Origin of the sequence: Nevskia ramosa DSM 11499 (genome assembly GCF_000420645.1) — a bacterium.
Classification (GTDB): domain Bacteria; phylum Pseudomonadota; class Gammaproteobacteria; order Nevskiales; family Nevskiaceae; genus Nevskia; species Nevskia ramosa.
Genome location: NZ_ATVI01000006.1, coordinates 198,680 through 215,840 on the forward strand (window position 1 = coordinate 198,680; position 17,161 = coordinate 215,840).

Sequence of the window (17,161 nt, forward strand, 5' to 3'; positions counted from 1 at the left end):
TAAAAGTATTGAGCCGTCGTTCAGAGCGCGTCGCGCCCGGTCTCGCCGGTGCGGATGCGGATGGCCTGGTCGAGCGAAGTGACGAAAACCTTGCCGTCACCGATCTTCCCGGTGTGTGCCGACTTGGTGATCGCTTCGATCGCGGATTCGAGCTTGTCGTCGTCGATGGCGACTTCGATCTTCACTTTCGGAAGGAAATCGACAACGTACTCCGCTCCCCGGTACAACTCGGTATGGCCTTTCTGGCGGCCGAAGCCCTTGACTTCAGTGACGGTGATGCCGGCGACGCCGATCTCCGACAGGGCTTCACGCACCTCGTCAAGCTTGAAAGGCTTGATGATGGCTGTGATCAGTTTCATGCAAGCAACTCCTGGTTATCGTCGGCGGCGAACCGCCCTGGCGCTGTGCAGGCTGGGGTCTGCAAACAGCCGGTCAGGTTTAGCACGGAGCGTGCCATTCACCGGCTGACGAACGGCTTTTGCTGCGCTTCGCACGGCATTGATGACAGCCGCCCATTCGCAGCGACGTGGATAGCTCGGAAACGCGCCCCCAACCTCGGATCGCGCGCCGTCAACGGTTCGTGAGCAGCCGATGAAAGGTCCATCAATGCGCCTGAATCCGTATAGTCACGACCCGGATTCAATCCCGATCCAGCACCGACCGGACCCGCGCCCAATGACGCCGACGCTCTTCCAGCTGCTTGCTGCCGCAATGTTTGCGCTGGCGTTGCTGCATACCTTCTCGGTCGCCTTCGTCGCGAAGATCGCCCACCGTTTTCCGCACCATGCCGGCCTGATCCACTCACTGGCCGAAGTCGAGATCGTGTTCGCCCTGTGGGCTGCGGCGCTGATCTCCGCCTTCATGGCCGTGGAAGGTCCGGCGGCAGCGATCGCCTATGTCGAGGGCCGCAATTTCACCGAGCCGTTGTTCGTGTTCGCAATCATGGTGGTTGCCGCCAGCCGGCCGGTGCTGGCGGCGATGGGCAATGTCACCCGCGTGGTCGCCCGCGTGCTGCCGCTGCCGGGTGCCGCGGCGACCTACTTCGCGGCGTTGACGGTGATCCCGCTGCTCGGCTCGCTGATCACCGAGCCCGGCGCCATGACCCTGGCGGCGCTGCTGCTGCGCGAAAGCCATTTCCGTTATCGCCTGCCGGTACGCATGTGCTACGCCACGCTCGGCGTGCTGTTCGTCAATGTCTCGGTGGGCGGCGCGCTGACGCCGTTCGCGGCACCGCCGGTCCTGATGGTGGCGAGCATCTGGAGCTGGGACCTGAACTTCATGCTCAACAACTTCGCGGTCAAGGTGGTGCCGGTGGTGCTGATCAATGCCGCGGTGGTCACCGGCATGTTCATGACCACGCTGCGCAAGCTGCCGACCGAAGACGCTTCCGGTGACGATCATCGCGTACCCGTCTCGCAGGCCTTGCTGCACCTCGGCTTCCTGGTCGCCATCGTGGTATTCGCCCACCATCCGCCGATGTTCCTCGGCGTGCTGCTGCTGTTCCTGCTCTGGGCTCACGCCTACCCCGTGCACCAGAACCGCCTGATCCTCAAGGAAGCGCTGCTGGTGGCCTGCTTTCTGGCCGGTTTGGTGATCATCGGCGGCCTTCAGCAATGGTGGCTGAAGCCGGTGCTGCAGGCGCTGAACCCGCAGCAGGTGTTCGTCGCCGCGACGATGCTGACCGCGATCACCGACAACGCCGCCGTTACCTATCTCGCCGCCCAGGTGCCGAACCTGTCCGACGAGTTCAAGTACTTCGTGGTTGCTGGTGCGATCACCGGCGGCGGCCTGACGGTGATCGCCAACGCGCCGAACCCGGCCGGCATGGCGATCCTGAAGCCGCTGTTTCCGAACCAGACCGTCGGCGCCGGTGGATTGTTTATCGCCGCACTCCCGCCTACGCTGCTGATGTTCTTCGCTTTCCTGCTGTTCTGACGCTCAACCTGCCCGCCACGATGATCGATCCCCGCGCCCTCGAAGAAATTGCCTCCCGCCTCGGCCGCGTGCTGCCACCCGGTCTGCGCGGCCTCAGGACCGAGCTGGAAGACAACTTCCGCGCCGTGCTGCGAGCCAACCTCGACCGCCTGGAACTGGTCAGCCGCGAGCGCTTCGACACCCAGGCCGAATTGCTCGCCCGCACCCAGACCCGCCTGGCGGTGCTGGAAAAGCGGCTGAAGGCGCTGGAAAAGCAGGCGGCTGGCCAAGCCGACTAGACGCAAGGTCCGCAAGTGCCGGACGCTCTCAGCGACTGATGCTCGCCATCGTCCATAGCCGCGCGCAGAAGGGGCAACGCGCGTTGTGAGCGGAGCATTGCGCCGCGCGCGTTGCGACCGGCCATGGATGGCCGGGCCGGGCGCCGCGCCATGGATGGCTCGACACAAATGACGCTCGCCATCATTCATAGCCGCGCACAGAACGGGTTAACCGCCGAAGCCGTGACTGTGGAAGTGCATCTGGCGCCGGGACTGCCCGGCCTGGCGATCGTCGGCCTGCCGGAAGCGGCGGTGCGCGAGTCGCGCGATCGAGTACGCGCGGCGATCGTCAATTCCGGCTACCAGTTCCCGAATCGTCGGATCACCGTCAATCTGGCGCCGGCCGATCTGCCCAAGGAAGGTGGCCGCTTCGATCTGCCGATCGCGCTCGGCGTGCTTGCCGCCTCGGGTCAGATTCCGCTGGAACCGCTGGCCGCGCTCGAAGTGCTGGGCGAATTGTCCCTCACCGGCGAGATTCGCCCCGTGCGCGGCGCACTGCCGGCAGCGCTGCAATGCGCCAAGATGGGGCGCGCGCTGCTGGTTCCAGCCGCCAATATCGGCGAAGCCTCGCTGGCGGAGCATGCAATCGTTCACGGTGCGCTCAGTCTTGGTGCGTTGTGCACCGAACTGCACGAGAACCGCCTCAGCGTCGCACCAAGGCCGATCCTGGAAGAAACCGTCGATCACGGCCCGGACCTCGCCGACGTCCGCGGCCAGTTGCAGGCACGGAGAGCGCTGGAAATCGCTGCCGCTGGCGGTCATTCGCTGCTGATGGCCGGGCCGCCCGGCAGTGGCAAGAGCATGCTGGCGCAGCGCCTGCCTGGCCTGCTGCCGCCGCTGGCTCAGGATGAAGCGCTGGAAGTGGCCGCGATCGCCAGCATCGGCCATGGCGGTTTCGATCCGGCGCTGTGGGGGCGCCGTCCCTATCGCAGCCCGCATCACACCGCGTCCGCCGTGGCGCTGGTCGGCGGCGGCGGCAATCCCCGGCCGGGCGAAATCACTTTGGCGCACGGCGGTGTGCTGTTTCTCGATGAACTGCCCGAGTTCGAACGCGCCGTGCTCGAAGTGCTGCGCGAACCGCTGGAGAACGGCCGGATCACCATTTCCCGCGCCGCCCGGCAGGTCGATTTTCCGGCTCGCTTCCAGCTCGTCGCCGCGATGAATCCCTGCCCCTGCGGATACCTGGGAGACAGCGGCCAGAATTCGCGCTGCCGCTGCACGCCGGATCAAGTCGCCCGCTATCGCGGCCGCTTGTCCGGGCCTTTGCTCGATCGCATCGATCTGCACGTCTTCGTGCCGCGGCTCGAGGCCACGGCGCTGACCTCGGCAACGCCGGTCACAGCGGAATCGAGCGCGACGGTCCGGCTGCGCGTACAGGCAGCACGAGCACTTCAGCTGGCGCGCGCCGGCAAGATCAACGCCGCGCTCGGCGTTCGCGAGCTGGACCGCGATGCCGCGCCCGATGAAGCCGGCCGGGCCTTGCTGCAGACGGCGATGACCCGGCTCGGCCTGTCGGCCCGAGCGTTTCATCGGGTGCTGAAAGTGGCGCGGACGATTGCCGATCTGGCTGGCGTTGCCGAAGTCGGCACCGCGCAGATCGCCGAGGCGCTGCGCTATCGGCCGGTTGATCAGACGCCGTAGCGCCAGCGCAGTCCCATGAGGAAGGTCGGCGCGCGGGAATCATCGATCTCCACGGTAGCACCTGAAACCTGTCCGAACACCGAGAACGCCAACGGCAATTCCTGATTGATGACCAGACTGTAATCGGCGTATTGCGCGCCGCGCCCATCCTGCTGGCGGCTGGCCACCAGCCGCCGCACGCCGTCACCAACATTCAAGCCGATCACGCCGGTGACGCTCAAGCCTGGAAACGGCAAAGGCAATTTCAGCTGACCGGCCATGCGATAGCCGGCTGCGCCGGTGCCGAAGTAATCGGGCGCATAGCTGCCGCTGACTCTCAGCGGGCCAACCCCGAGGCTGGCGTAGCCCTCGACGTAGTCTGGATTCTGGAGACGGCTGTCGTCATTGCCGAAAACGCTGGCTGACAAGCCACCATCGGCAGTCGCCTGGATCAGGCCCAACAGGTTCAGCGTATGGCTGTAGCCGATGTAGAAATCGCCCTGCGCACCACCGAGGCTGCGATTGTTCAGTGCCCGGGCGCCGAGATAGACACGATTGTCGAAGCGATAGTCGCCGCGCAGGCTGAAGCTCAGACTGTTGTTCTGCGAAATGCCGCGAAACAGCTCGTCGGTCGCCACCGTAGTGCGCAGATCGAGCGATCCCGCCAATGCCGCAGGCATCGGCAGCAAGACGGCGATGAGTAGACGTCTGAAGATCAGCATGTCGGAGCGGGGTTCGAGCAGCTCCGGCACTGTAGCCGAGCTCCAAAAGAAAAGGCCGCGTGAGCGGCCTTTTCGGGGACTGCGTTCAGCTCAAGCGATCAGAACTTGAAGATGCCCTTCACGGCAACGTTGCCGCCGGTGTCCTTGAAAGCCTGAACGCTGCCGTTCTCGCCGTCGTTGGTGAAGCCGTTCAGAAACACGTCATGATTCGAGGTGTCATAGCGAGCTTCGGCGATCAGGTCGAAGTTCTTTGCCGGTGACAGGACCACCGCGCCGGTGAAAACCTTGAACGTATCCTTGCTGCCGCCCTTCGGGTTGAACTCGGCCAATTCGACACGAGCGCGAAGGCCGATCAGATCCGTGGCCTGGAACAGACCATAGAGCGCAACGCCCTGAGTCTTGGCAACGGTATCGACCTTGTACATGTCGCCATTGACGGCCAGGGTCAGCTGCCCGGTAGCCTTCCATTGGGCAACGACGTCGAACATGTTGGTGCCGACGGTTGTGCCGCCGGCGCCGAATTGGTCGAAGCCGTAGTAGTCGGTGACCGACAGCAACAGCGCGTCGCTCGGCGTCAGGGTGACGTTCGCTTCGATGGTCTTCTGCTCGTTGTCATCAACCGTCAGCGCCAGCGGGGCGCTGTTGACGATACCGCCCTGCACGAGGATCAGATCACTGACCTTGTACGAAGCGCGGATACCGGTGTGGAAGAACGGCTGGGTGTTGTTGAACAGGAACGAACGCGACACGAACGGGGCGGCGTTGTCGGCCGTCACTTCGTAGCCGGCGAGCGAACCGTAGCGGCCGGCGATGACCGTCAGACCGCCGTTGGCGTAGCTGACGAAGGCGGTCGGCAGGCTGATGATCGAATTGCCGTCGCCAAAGTTGGCGTTGATGACCTTGGAGTCTTCGCCAATGATGACGTTGGCGGTGGCGCCGAAGCCCGAAGTCGGTGCGTAGGCAATGGTCAGCGATGTCTGGTCGATGGTGACCGTGTCCGTTGAGCTGTCGTAGGCACGATAGTTCAAGACCTGTCCGTCATTGAGATTCGCCGAGTACGAGGCGCTGACATAACCGCTCACGGCGATACCAGAAGCTTCCAGCATCGAACCAATGGTGGGGGTATCTGCGAATGCCATGCCTGGCAGGCAGGCCAGACCCGCAACGGACAGCAACTTGGTGTACTTGCTCATGACTCTCCTTCGAGTGGGTTTTTCGCTGAAATTGGCCAGCGCGACGAAAAAGCATGGACCATGCCACTCTCGACAAACTCATGCTTTCATTGGCCTTTATGGATTTTTCGGTGATAACCCGGGCACTGCGCATGCTGCTGCGGGCCGCTACAGGGCCGACTTCAGATCGAACGCACCAAAATCGGGCAATCCCGACCCCAGACAGGCATAAAAAAAGCGGCACGGGATCTCTCCGGTGCCGCTTCTTCAGCGACGAAGACTGAGAGACAGCTTCAGGCGCCGGACAGCTTCAGCAGGTGCTCGACGGCGGCCTTGACTTCGTCGTCGGTCAGATCGGCATTGCCGCCGCGCGGTGGCATCGAATTCTTGCCCTTGATCGCCGAGGCGGTCAGACCATCGACGCCGCCGGCAGCGCCCTTGCGCGCGGCCCAAGCGGCCTTGTCGTCCGACTTCGGCGCGCCCAGCAAGCCACCGCTGTGGCAAGCGCTGCAGACCGTCGTGTAGACCTGCTCGCCGCTGTAGGGCTCGCGCTTCACCGCGGCCTTGGCCTTGACCAGCAGCGCCGGGTCGGTGATCACGGTGCCGATCGGCGCGGTGCGGGCGGCAACCTTCTTCACTTCGGACTCATCGGCCGTATCGTGCTTCGGGGTCATGATCGCGGCTAGCGCGATGATGGCGATCGTGATTCCGAACAGCAGCGCCAGAACGCCGGCGAACGAAATCATGAACTTCTTGTCCTGGTCTTTGCTCACAACGGTCTCCGGGGCCGGCAGATGGAAAAGGCTTGCAACAGATGAATGAGGCGGGCGATGCACCAACAAAAGAATGCATGACCCATAACGGTGCGAAACGCCGAAACTCGCGACAAAACAGGGCACGAACACTGGCCGCGGCGCGGAACTGCGCTGGCAGCCATGCCGCGCAGCGCGCAATTATAGAGAGAAGCCTGCCACTTGCGTGACGCAACAAGCGCCCGACTCATAGTTGAGCAATTGCCGGGACGCGAACCGCATCGGGACGCTCGGGTACGATACGTCCCTCATGGCTGACTCAGCACTAATCATTCCCGTGGTCGACAGCACCGCTCTGCAGGAAACCGCGCGCCGCGTACTCGGCATCGAGCGCGATGCGCTGGCTGCGCTGCTGCCGCGCATCGACGATCGCTTCGCCCGCGCCTGCCAGCTGCTGATCGGCTGCCGCGGCCGCGTGATCGTCACCGGCATGGGCAAGAGCGGCCACATCGGCGGCAAGATCGCCGCCACTCTGGCGTCGACCGGTACGCCGGCCTTCTTCGTCCACCCCGGTGAAGCCAGCCACGGCGACCTCGGCATGATCACCCGCGATGACTCTGTGATCGCGATCAGCAATTCCGGCGAAACCGCCGAAGTGTTGACCATCCTGCCGCTGATCAAGCGCATGGGGATTCCGCTGATATCGATGACCGGCCGCCCAGGCTCGACCTTGGCGAAATCGGCCGATGTTCATCTCGATGTCTCGGTCGCCCAGGAAGCCTGCCCGCTCAATCTCGCCCCGACGGCCAGCACCACCGCCACCCTGGCGATGGGCGACGCGCTGGCCGTGGCCCTGCTCGAAGCTCGCGGTTTCACGCCGGAAGATTTCGCGCTGAGTCATCCGGGCGGCACGCTCGGCCGTCGCCTGCTGCTCAAGGTCGGCGATCTGATGGCGACCGGTGAGCGCATTCCGCAGGTGCCAGCCGACGCCACCCTGTCGACCGCGCTGCTGGAGATGACCCACAAGGGGCTCGGCATGACCGCCGTCATCGACGGTAACGGTGAGGCGCTCGGTCTGTTCACCGACGGCGATCTGCGCCGCGTGCTGGACGCCAATCTCGACGTCCGCAGCGCCCGGATCACCGAGGTGATGACCCGCGGCGGCAAATCGATCCGCTCGACGCAACTGGCGGCAGAGGCCGTGCATCTGATGGAAAAGCACCGCATCACCGTATTGATGGTACTCGACGACAACCGGCATCTCGAAGGCGTTCTGCATATGCATGATCTGCTGCGCGCGGGCGTGGTCTGATGCAAACCCTGACCGAGCGGGCCCGCAACATCCGTTGCGCGGTATTCGACGTAGACGGCGTGATGACCGACTGCAAGCTCTATCTGGCGCCGGACGGCACCGAGCTGAAAGCCGTGCATGTCCGCGATGGCCTCGGGCTGAAACTGCTGATGCAGGCCGGCATCGAAGTCGCGGTGATTTCCGGCCGGCCGTCGGCAGCGATGCAGGCGCGCTTCGAATATCTCGGCATCCAGCATGTCTGGCTGAACGTCGAGCAGAAGATTCCGGCCTGGGACGCGCTGCTTGCCAAGCTCGGACTGCGTGACGATCAACTGATGATGATGGGTGACGACACCCCGGATCTGCCGCTGATGCAGCGCGCCGGCCTGGCGATGACCGTGGCCGATGCCCATCCTAAAGTGCTCGCCGTCGCCCACTGGGCCAGCCGCCTGACCGGCGGCAACGGTGCCGTGCGCGATGCCGCCGATCTGATCCTCAACGCTCAGGCGATGACCGTGGCGGGAGCGCAGGCATGACCCGCGTTGCCGTCGCCGCGATCGCGGTCGCCGCACTCGCCGGCCTGCTCTACACGCTGAACCGGATTGACGACGTCGCCGTGGTGAGCAGCGCAGCCGACAACAAGCTGCCGCGCTATACGCTGACCTCCGCCGAGCTGACTCGCTACGACGCCGACGGCAAGCCGTCTCTGAAAGCGACCGCCGCCAGCCTCGAATACTTCGACGATGAATCGGCACAGGCGACGACCCTGGTGGTCGACGTGCTGTCCGGCCCCAAGACGCCCTGGCACGTCACCGCGCCCACCGGCAGCCTGGCGCCGGGCAGCCGGGTGATGACCTTGTCCGGCGAGGTGATCGCCAACGGTCAATGGCCGGACAATGGCGAAGCGGTGGTCGTGCGCTCGCCAACGATGAAGATCGATCCGGATGCTCATCTGCTGAGTTCCGACGTCGACGTGAACGCCGACAGCCGCACGCGCAAGGGCACGGCGACCGGCATGACTGCCAATTGGGCACAGCAGGACCTGCACCTGCTCAACAACGTGAAGATGCGCTATGAAGTCAATCGCTGAACGGGCGAGTTATCGGGTCTGGCCTCAAGGCTGGCGCTTGCTGGCCGCGCTGCTGCTGGCTGGCAGCGCTCAGGCCGCGCCGTCGGCGCCGAAGGGCCCCTCGGTCGACAAGGCCGAACTGGTCAAGCTGCCGAAAGGCTCGGACCTGAAGCCGACCGGCCCGGTGACGCTGACCTCGGACAAAGCCGAACTGGTGCAGGGCAACTCGGCGGTCTACACCGGCAACGTCGTGCTGACCTCGGACACGCTGAAGCTTGAAGGCGACAGAGTCGAGCTGAAGCAGTATCCGGGCGGCCAGTACGAAGCCAAGATCACCGGCGGTCCGGCGCGGATGAACCACGCTGGCAACGGCACCGAAAATCCGGCCGTCGCCGCCCGCGCGAAGACGCTGAACTACGACTCGCGCAGCGGCGTGCTCGATCTGCTGACCGATGCCTACGTGCTGCGCGGCACCGACGAGATCACCGGCGACACCATCAAGTACGACGTCAGGGAGCGCCGCATCCAGGCCTCGGGCGGTGATGGCGGCCAGGTCAAGATCATCATCCAGCCGGCGTCCAACGACCCTGCTCCGGCACCGGCACCACCCGCCGAAGGAGGTCCGAAGTGAGCGCCACCACCGGCACCACCGGCACCACCGGCACCACCGGCACCACCTTGGACGATAAACAGCCGCGTTCAGTGCTGCAGGCACGCGATCTGGTCAAGCGCTACAAGAAGCGCACCGTGGTCGATGGCGTATCGCTGAATGTGCGCGCCGGCGAAATCGTCGGCCTGCTCGGCCCGAACGGTGCCGGCAAGACCACCTCGTTCTACATGGTCGTCGGCCTGGTGCCGGCCGATGCCGGCGTCATCGAGCTCGATGGCCGTGACATCACCAAGCTGCCGATGCATGCGCGCGCTAAGGCCGGCATCGGCTACCTGCCGCAGGAAGCCTCGGTGTTCCGCAAGCTGTCGGTCGCCGACAACGTCATGGCGATCCTCGAACTGCGCGAGGATCTCGACAAGACCGCTCGCCTGCAGGAACTGGAACGGCTGCTCGAAGAACTGCACATCAGCCATGTCCGCGAAGGACTGGGCATGTCGCTGTCCGGTGGTGAACGGCGGCGCGCCGAAATCGCCCGCGCGCTGGCGGCGAATCCGCGCTTCGTGCTGCTCGACGAACCGTTTGCCGGTGTTGATCCGATTGCCGTGATCGACATCCAAGGCATCGTCCGTCACCTGTCCGAGCGCGGCATCGGCGTGCTCATCACCGATCACAACGTGCGCGAAACGCTCGGCATCTGCACGCGTGGCTACATCCTGGCCGGCGGCAAGGTCATAGCCGAAGGCACGCCGGATCAGCTGATGGAGAACGAGACAGTGCGGAAGGTCTATCTGGGCGAGCAGTTCCGCCTCTGAGGGCGGCTGGGCGCCAAGCGCGACGTCAGAAATCAGCGGCTGCTGGGCCTATTACTTTTCGACTATAGCCCATCGCAATGAATTCTGAGCAAGTAGAATGCCAACACTGGAATTCTTGAAAAAGCCCGCATGAAGCAGTCGCTGTCGCTCCGCACTGGTCTGGCCCTGACCATGACGCCTGCCCTGCAGCAGGCGATCCGCCTGTTGCAGTTGTCCAGCCTCGATCTGCAACTGGAAATACGCCAGGCGCTGGAATCGAACGTGATGCTGGAGGCCGACGGCGACGACCTCGAAATGCAGACCACCGAAGAAGCGATGGCCGAGGCCGACAGCGATGCCGCCGTCGCCGAAGCAGGCTCGGCGGCCGAAACGGTGATCGAACTCGGCGGCGAAAACGTCATTCCCGAAGAGATGCCAGTCGATGCCGACTGGGGCGATATCTACGACAGCGCCGGCTCGGCCGGCAGCGGCAGTGGCGAGGACGACGACGGCCTGCACGATTTCATGCAGGCCAATCTGCACGGCTCGCAATCGCTGCGCGACCATCTGACCTGGCAGGCGAGCATTGCGCCATTCGATGAAGTCGACGCCGAAGTGGCGCTGCACATCATCGATGCGATCAACGACGACGGTTATCTCGAAGACTGGGACGGCGTTCGCGATCGCTTGGTCGGCGGCCAGAACATTCCGCTGGAGCGCGTCGAAAAGATCCTGCGCTCGGTGCAGGACTTCGATCCGTCCGGCGTCGCCGCTCGGGATCTGCCCGAATGTCTGCGCCTGCAACTGCAGCAGTATCCGGCGAAAACGCCTGGCCTGAGCGCTGCGTTCAGAATCCTCGAAGCGCCGATGGCGATGCTCGCGCGCCACGATGAAACCGCGCTGATCAAAGCCACCGGCCTGCCCCTGGAGGCGCTGCGCGAAGGTCTGGCCCTGGTGCAGACCTTGCAGCCGCACCCGGGCCGCCCGTATCAGGCGCACGAGAGCGACTACATCGCCCCCGATGTCTTCGTCGGCAAGAAGAACGGCCGCTGGCGCGTTTCACTGAACCCGGAGCACACGCCGAAGCTCAGGATCAACCAGCTCTATCAGGGCATGGTCAAGCGCGCCGATACCTCGCGCGATCAATTGACCATGAAGCAGCACCTGCAGGAAGCGCGCTATTTCATCAATTCACTCGAGGCGCGGAACGAAACCCTGCTCAAGGTTGCCCAATGCATAGTCGAGGAACAGCGGGCCTTCCTCGACTACGGCGAAGAGGCAATGCGGCCACTGGTGCTGCGGGATGTCGCCGAACAGTTGGGAATTCATGAGTCAACGGTATCGCGCGCGACAGCAAACAAGTACATGCTGACGCCCAGAGGCCTTTACGAACTGAAGTATTTCTTCTCCAGTCATGTCCAGACCACGGAAGGAGGTACCTGCTCCGCCACAGCCATCCAGGCCATGATCAAGCGACTCATCGCTGCCGAAGATGCCACCAAGCCCTTGTCCGATTCGACGCTCGCCGAGATGCTGCTGAAGGAAGGCATCCAGGTGGCCCGTCGCACGGTCGCAAAGTATCGCGAGGCGCTGCGCATCCCGCCGTCACATGAGCGCAAGCCGATCGGCTGAGCCCCGATCGGAATCCTGATCACGGTTCGTTTCATGGTCTGAAACCTGCAACGTGAATTGTCCGTACTGCCCGCTGCCGCATTCCGGTCGGCGCCCGGTACGGATTATCGAATAGGAGTTGCGTGTATGAACCTGAACATTTCCGGTCATCATCTCGATCTCACGCCGGCCCTGCGCACTTACGTCACCGACAAGCTGAAGCGCGTCGAGCGCCATTTCGATCACCTGATCGACGCCGCCGTGATCCTCTCGGTCGACAACAAACTGCAGCACAAGGCCGAAGCGACGCTTCATGCACGAGGGACCAACCTGCATGCCGAGTCGATCAACGGCGACATGTACGCAGCGATCGACAGCCTGATCGACAAACTCGATCAGCAGACCCGGAAATTCAAGGACAAGCTTCGCGACCATCACGCGCGCGAAGTTCAGAAACACACCATCAACTAGCTTTCTTGCCGGGCAGGCCAGCGCTGCATAGCGCGGCGCTACACTACCCGGGCCTTGGAGAAGCCCCGCTTTTCGAAGCGGGGCTTTTTCGTTCACGACATCCGGAAATCTCATGAAACTTGCCGAAATTCTCAATCCGGGCCGGGTCGCCGTCGGTGTCGCGGTGACCAGCAAGAAGCGCGCGCTGGAAGAGATTGCCCGTCTGCTGGCGCTCGGCGCGCCCAGCGTCGCGCCGGCAGACATCCTCGCCAGCCTCGCCGGACGCGAGAAGCTCGGCTCCACCGGCCTCGGCCACGGCGTGGCGATTCCGCATGGCCGCATGGCCGGTGTGTCGACCAGCGTCGGCGCCTTCGTGCGCCTCAAGCATCCGATCGATTACGACACCCATGACGGCCAGCCGGTCGATCTGGTGTTCGGCCTGCTGGTGCCGCAGAACGCCACCGGCGAGCACTTGCAGCACCTCGCAGCGATCGCCGAAAAGTTCTCCGTGGACGACTTCTGCGCCCAGGTGCACGCGGCGAAGGACGATGCCGCGGTCTACGCGCTGCTGAGCGCCTGATCCCACGATAAACGCGCCGCGCCCGTGAGCAGCGCCATTCCACCACCAGTGACCGTGCACGGCGTGTTCGTGGCGGTCGATGGTCTCGGCGTCTGGCTGAAGGGCGCGAGTGGCGCCGGCAAGAGCGAACTCGGGCTGGAATTGATCTCCCGCGGCCATCGCCTGATCGCCGATGACGCGATCGACCTGCATCTGGAAGATGAGCCAAGCGGCCCCCGATTGATCGGCCGCTGTCCGCCACTGCTGGAAAGCTTCATCGAGGTACGTGGCTTGGGCATCCTCAATCTGCGCCGGCTGTACGGCGACGAAGCCTTGGTCGCCGAAGCAACGCTCGATCTGGTGATCGATCTCGACGCCACCGGCGAAGCCTCGCCCGATGAGCGCCTGTCCGGCCGCCGCACGCTGACCACAGTGCACGGAATCGCGGTAGCGACCGTCGCCCTGCCGAGACGAGTCGGCCACAATCTGGCGGTGCTGGTCGAAGCCGCCTGCCGCGATCATCGGCTGCGTCTGGCGGGGTATGACGCCTGCGCCGATCTGGTCGCGCGGCAGGCGCAGCGCATCGTCACCGAACCTCTCTGAGCCGAACGCATGCGCCTTGTCATCGTCAGTGGACTTTCCGGTGCCGGCAAGACCGTGGCCCTCAAGCAGTACGAGGACCGCGGCTATTACTGCATCGACAACATCCCGCTCGATCTGGTGCAGCCGCTGCTGACCCATGCGGTCGACAATCCCGGGCCGCGCTACCGCAAGCTGGCGCTGGGCATCGACGCACGCTGCGATCCGCTGGAAATCGAACGCTTTCCGTCCGTGCTGGATTTGCTGCGCGGCCAGGCGATCGACGTTCACGTGCTGTTTCTGACCGCCGACGACAGCGTCATCCTGCGCCGCTACAACGAGACCCGGCGCCGACATCCGCTGTCGAACCCGGAGGTGTCGCTGCTCGATGCGATCCGGCTCGAACGCCGGCTGCTGAAGCCGATCGCCGATCTCGCCGACGTGCCGCTCGACACCACCAATCTCAATCTCTACGAACTGCGCGCTGCGGTCGGCGCACGGCTGCCGGAACCGGGCACGCACGGCCTGTCCTTGCTGTTCCTGTCATTCGGCTTCAAGAACGGCGGCCCGGAAGGTGCCGATTTCGTCTTCGATGCGCGGGTGCTGCCGAATCCGCACTGGGTGCCGGATCTGCGCGCGCTGACTGGACGCGATGCGCCGGTGGTCGACTACTTCAAGAGCCAGACCCTGGTCAGCCAGTTTCTCGACGACACTCGAGCCTATCTGGAGCGCTGGCTCCCGGCGTTCGAGGCTCAGGATCGCCCCTATGTCACGGTGGCGATCGGCTGCACCGGCGGCCAGCATCGCTCGGTCTATCTGGCCGAGCGCCTGGGTCAGGCCTTCGAGGGCCGCTTCGAACAGGTGGTGGTCAAACATCGGGAGTTGAACGCATGAGTTGCACACCATGACGGTGGGCTTGTTGCTGGTCACCCACGGCAAGCTCGGCCATCACCTGCTGGAAACGATGCAGGACATGATCGGCCCGCCGCCGCTGTCGGTCGATGTGCTGGAAGTGCGCCGCGTGCAGGCCACCGATGTACTGCTGCTGCAGGGCCGGCGGATGATCGAGCGCCTGGATTCCGGCGCCGGCGTGCTGCTGTTGACCGACGCCTACGGCTCGACACCGAGCAACATCGCCAGCCGGCTCTCCGAAGCACCGAATACCGAATTGGTAGCTGGCATCAACCTGCCGATGCTGGTGAAGATCTTCAATTACCCGCAGCTCGACCTCGCCGCGATGTGCCGCGCCGCCGTCGAAGGCGGCCAGCGCGGGGTTGCGATCTGCACGCCGCCGTCGCCCGTCCCGAACCAGGAACCGAAGTCATGAGCGTCAGCGCCGAGAAGACCGTGTCGATCGTCAACCGTCTGGGCCTGCACGCACGCGCGGCGGCCAAACTGGTGACCCTGGCGGCCAAGTACCAGTCCGAGATCAAGGTCGCCAAGGGCGACAAGACGGTCAGCGGCAAAAGCATCATGGGCGTGATGATGCTGGCCGCAGCCCAAGGCAGCGTGATCACCTTGACCGCGGTCGGCGACGACGCCGTCGAAGCGCTCGAAGCGCTGGCGGCGCTGATCGCCAATCGCTTCGAAGAGGACGCATGAGCCTGCCACCGAACATCAAGGGCGAGGCGCCGCCATGAGCCTGTGGCTCAACGGCATCGGCGTATCGCGCGGCATCGCCATCGGCCGCGTCCAGAAGCTATCGGGCGGTGATCTCGAAATCCCCGAGTACACGATCGCCGAGGCCGATGTCGAAGCCGAGGAGACGCGCTTCTGTGCCGCGCAGGCGCGCGCCAGGGAGCAACTCGAACAGGTGCGCGCGCAGGTACCGGCCGGCCTCGGTGGCGCCCAGAGCGAGATCGCCGCGTTCATCGACACTCATCTGCTGATGATGGATGACCGCTCGCTGACCGAAGCCGTGGTCGCCACCATCCGCAACAGCCGCATCAATGCAGAAGCGGCGCTGAAGCGGCAGCGCGATGCCTTGGTCGCGGTGTTCGAGCAGATGGACGACGCCTACCTGCGCTCGCGCAAGGACGACGTCCAGCACGTGTCGGCGCGCATCCTGCGGATTCTCCTGAAGCAGGAGCGCAGCCTGCCGGTCGGCGAAGCCGCAGAAGCGCCCGCCGAACCGAACATCATCGTCGCCGACGACATCACGCCGGCCGACATCATCCTGCTGGCTCAAGCCGGCGTTGCAGCGTTCATCACCGAGTACGGCGGCCCGCTGTCGCACACGGCGATCCTGGCGCGCTCGTACTCGATTCCGGCGATCGTCGGCCTGCACGGCGCGCGGCGTCTGTTCAAGGATGGCGAAGCGGTGATCGTCGACGGCGATCTCGGCCACGCGCTGGCCGATCCCGACGAGCAGGCGCTGAGCTTCTTCCGGACCAAGCGCGCCGGTCAGCTGGCACGCCGCGCTTCGCTGTCCAGCCTGCGCGACAAGCCGGCGATCTCGCGCGACGGCATCAAGATCCGCCTGCTGGCGAACATTGAACTCAGCGAGGACGCGACTCACGCCGCGGATCTCGGTGCCGAAGGCGTCGGCCTGTATCGCACCGAGTTCCTCTACATGAACCGGCAAGGGCTGCCGACCGAGGACGAGCAGTACGAGGCCTATGCCCGAGTCGTCGCGTCGGTGAAAGGACCGATCACGATCCGCACGCTCGATCTCGGCGCCGACAAGCAGGTCGACTCCGGCTCGCGTTCCGGGCCGACACCGAACAACCCGGCGCTGGGCCTGCGCGCCATCCGGCTATGCCTGAAAGAGCCGGAGCTGTTCCGCACTCAGGTCCGGGCGCTGCTGAGGGCCTCGGCACACGGCGACGTGCACATCATGCTGCCGATGATTTCGAGTGTGGCCGAGTACCGGCAGGCGAAGAGCTTCATCGATGCGACTCGCGCGCAGCTGGAACGCGAGGGTGCGACGATGGCGAAGCACGTGCCGGTCGGCGCGATGATCGAAGTACCGGCGGCAGCGCTCGCAGCGCAGTGGCTGGCCAAGCAGTGCAGCTTCTTCTCGATCGGCACCAACGATCTGATCCAGTACACCCTGGCGATCGACCGCGTCGATGACGAGGTCAACTACCTGTACGACCCGCTGCATCCGGCCGTGCTGCGGCTGATCCGGATGACCATCGAGGCCGGTGATCGCGGCCGTATTCCGGTAGCGATGTGCGGCGAGATGGCCGGCGATCCGCGCTACACGCGCTTGCTGCTCGGCCTGGGGCTCACCGAGTTCTCGATGCATCCCGCCAGCGTGCTGGAAGTGAAGCGGATCATCATCGAGTCCGACGTGCACGCCCTGCGTGCCCACGCGATGAACCTGCTCGAGACCGGCGATTCGCAGGCGCTCGAATTGCTGATGGCTTGAGGCACGGACGTAGGGCGGGCCTTGCCCGCTCTACGCAGCCCGCTTCAGCGTGGCGCGTCTTCCGGCAGCGTGATGTTCAGCTCCAGCACTTCGAGACCATCCTCGCGCTGGACATTGAAATGCACGGCGTCGTCCGGCACCCGGATGTACTTGCGGACGACGGCGAGGATTTCCTCGCGCATCTGCGGCAGGTAGTTCGGCCCGTTCATGCGCCCTTCGCGCTGATAGGCGACGGCGACCATCAGGCGATCTTTCGCCGTCTGGGCGCTGTTCTTCTTCTCGGTTCTGAAAATCTTCAGCCAATCCATGA

21 protein-coding genes are annotated in these 17,161 nt (G+C 64.5%); 16 read left to right on the forward strand and 5 right to left on the reverse strand.

Features of this window, described 5'->3' with window-relative positions:
* Positions 1–20: 20 nt before the first annotated feature.
* Positions 21–359, reverse strand: coding sequence for a P-II family nitrogen regulator (gene glnK / locus G513_RS0107750; protein WP_022976259.1), 339 nt, complete (start codon positions 357–359; stop codon positions 21–23).
* Positions 360–675: 316 nt separating this feature from the next.
* Here glnK and G513_RS0107755 point away from each other — a divergent pair, with 316 nt between their 5' ends.
* From G513_RS0107755 to G513_RS0107765, 3 genes are all read left to right on the forward strand, one after another.
* Positions 676–1,935 carry a putative Na+/H+ antiporter gene (locus G513_RS0107755; protein ID WP_022976260.1) on the forward strand — a complete coding sequence of 420 codons (1,260 nt, stop codon included), beginning with the start codon at positions 676–678 and terminating at the stop codon, positions 1,933–1,935.
* A gap of 20 nt (positions 1,936–1,955) precedes the next feature.
* On the forward strand, positions 1,956–2,213 hold the full coding sequence (locus tag G513_RS0107760) for an accessory factor UbiK family protein (RefSeq protein ID WP_022976261.1): 258 nt from the start codon (positions 1,956–1,958) through the stop codon (positions 2,211–2,213).
* Between the two features lie 168 nt (positions 2,214–2,381).
* Entirely contained in the window at positions 2,382–3,893 is a 1,512-nt protein-coding gene (locus G513_RS0107765) for a YifB family Mg chelatase-like AAA ATPase (protein ID WP_028475275.1), read from the forward strand.
* Here G513_RS0107765 and G513_RS0107770 read toward each other — a convergent pair.
* The 3 genes from G513_RS0107770 to G513_RS21975 all read right to left on the reverse strand — a co-directional run bounded on the left by G513_RS0107770 (position 3,881) and on the right by G513_RS21975 (position 6,539).
* The gene (locus G513_RS0107770) at positions 3,881–4,594 is read right to left on the reverse strand and encodes a TorF family putative porin (protein ID WP_156891484.1); all 714 of its coding nucleotides are present in this window, start codon (positions 4,592–4,594) and stop codon (positions 3,881–3,883) included. The two genes, G513_RS0107765 and G513_RS0107770, sit on opposite strands and share 13 nt — an antisense overlap.
* Positions 4,595–4,692: 98 nt before the next feature.
* Positions 4,693–5,787 (reverse strand): outer membrane beta-barrel protein, encoded by a 1,095-nt coding sequence (locus G513_RS0107775; protein ID WP_022976264.1) that lies wholly within the window; start codon positions 5,785–5,787, stop codon positions 4,693–4,695.
* A gap of 272 nt (positions 5,788–6,059) precedes the next feature.
* Complete coding sequence (locus G513_RS21975; protein ID WP_022976265.1) at positions 6,060–6,539, reverse strand: c-type cytochrome; 480 nt, start codon at positions 6,537–6,539, stop codon at positions 6,060–6,062.
* A gap of 289 nt (positions 6,540–6,828) precedes the next feature.
* Between G513_RS21975 and G513_RS0107785 the strand changes: the two genes are divergently transcribed.
* The 13 genes from G513_RS0107785 (at position 6,829) to ptsP (ending at position 16,851) form a co-directional block, all read left to right on the forward strand.
* Positions 6,829–7,830, forward strand: coding sequence for a KpsF/GutQ family sugar-phosphate isomerase (locus G513_RS0107785; protein WP_051144371.1), 1,002 nt, complete (start codon positions 6,829–6,831; stop codon positions 7,828–7,830).
* Entirely contained in the window at positions 7,830–8,345 is a 516-nt protein-coding gene (locus G513_RS0107790; RefSeq protein ID WP_022976267.1) for a KdsC family phosphatase, read from the forward strand. The genes G513_RS0107785 and G513_RS0107790 overlap by 1 nt, the downstream gene beginning before the upstream one ends.
* On the forward strand, positions 8,342–8,899 hold the full coding sequence (gene lptC / locus G513_RS0107795) for an LPS export ABC transporter periplasmic protein LptC (RefSeq protein WP_022976268.1): 558 nt from the start codon (positions 8,342–8,344) through the stop codon (positions 8,897–8,899). The genes G513_RS0107790 and lptC overlap by 4 nt, the downstream gene beginning before the upstream one ends.
* Complete coding sequence (gene lptA / locus G513_RS0107800) at positions 8,883–9,509, forward strand: lipopolysaccharide transport periplasmic protein LptA (protein ID WP_084711405.1); 627 nt, start codon at positions 8,883–8,885, stop codon at positions 9,507–9,509. The genes lptC and lptA overlap by 17 nt, the downstream gene beginning before the upstream one ends.
* Positions 9,510–9,556: 47 nt before the next feature.
* Positions 9,557–10,300 (forward strand): LPS export ABC transporter ATP-binding protein, encoded by a 744-nt coding sequence (gene lptB / locus G513_RS0107805; RefSeq protein ID WP_028475277.1) that lies wholly within the window; start codon positions 9,557–9,559, stop codon positions 10,298–10,300.
* A 129-nt stretch (positions 10,301–10,429) separates the two neighbouring features.
* Positions 10,430–11,911: an RNA polymerase factor sigma-54 gene (locus G513_RS0107810; RefSeq protein ID WP_022976271.1), complete on the forward strand. Its 1,482-nt coding sequence runs from the start codon at positions 10,430–10,432 to the stop codon at positions 11,909–11,911.
* A 126-nt stretch (positions 11,912–12,037) separates the two neighbouring features.
* The gene (gene hpf / locus G513_RS0107815) at positions 12,038–12,361 is read left to right on the forward strand and encodes a ribosome hibernation-promoting factor, HPF/YfiA family (RefSeq protein ID WP_022976272.1); all 324 of its coding nucleotides are present in this window, start codon (positions 12,038–12,040) and stop codon (positions 12,359–12,361) included.
* Positions 12,362–12,473: 112 nt separating this feature from the next.
* A complete protein-coding gene (locus tag G513_RS0107820) occupies positions 12,474–12,920 on the forward strand; it encodes a PTS sugar transporter subunit IIA (RefSeq protein ID WP_028475278.1) in 447 nt (148 codons plus the stop codon).
* 24 nt (positions 12,921–12,944) lie between these two features.
* A complete protein-coding gene (locus tag G513_RS21980; protein ID WP_245563090.1) occupies positions 12,945–13,502 on the forward strand; it encodes a hypothetical protein in 558 nt (185 codons plus the stop codon).
* Between the two features lie 9 nt (positions 13,503–13,511).
* Positions 13,512–14,372, forward strand: coding sequence for an RNase adapter RapZ (rapZ, locus tag G513_RS0107830; protein ID WP_022976273.1), 861 nt, complete (start codon positions 13,512–13,514; stop codon positions 14,370–14,372).
* A 10-nt stretch (positions 14,373–14,382) separates the two neighbouring features.
* On the forward strand, positions 14,383–14,805 hold the full coding sequence (locus tag G513_RS0107835; RefSeq protein WP_022976274.1) for a PTS sugar transporter subunit IIA: 423 nt from the start codon (positions 14,383–14,385) through the stop codon (positions 14,803–14,805).
* The gene (locus G513_RS0107840; protein WP_022976275.1) at positions 14,802–15,080 is read left to right on the forward strand and encodes an HPr family phosphocarrier protein; all 279 of its coding nucleotides are present in this window, start codon (positions 14,802–14,804) and stop codon (positions 15,078–15,080) included. The genes G513_RS0107835 and G513_RS0107840 overlap by 4 nt, the downstream gene beginning before the upstream one ends.
* Positions 15,081–15,114: 34 nt before the next feature.
* On the forward strand, positions 15,115–16,851 hold the full coding sequence (ptsP, locus tag G513_RS0107845; protein WP_022976276.1) for a phosphoenolpyruvate--protein phosphotransferase: 1,737 nt from the start codon (positions 15,115–15,117) through the stop codon (positions 16,849–16,851).
* 44 nt (positions 16,852–16,895) lie between these two features.
* Here ptsP and minE read toward each other — a convergent pair whose 3' ends face one another.
* A complete protein-coding gene (gene minE, locus G513_RS0107850; RefSeq protein WP_022976277.1) occupies positions 16,896–17,159 on the reverse strand; it encodes a cell division topological specificity factor MinE in 264 nt (87 codons plus the stop codon).
* Positions 17,160–17,161: the final 2 nt, after the last annotated feature.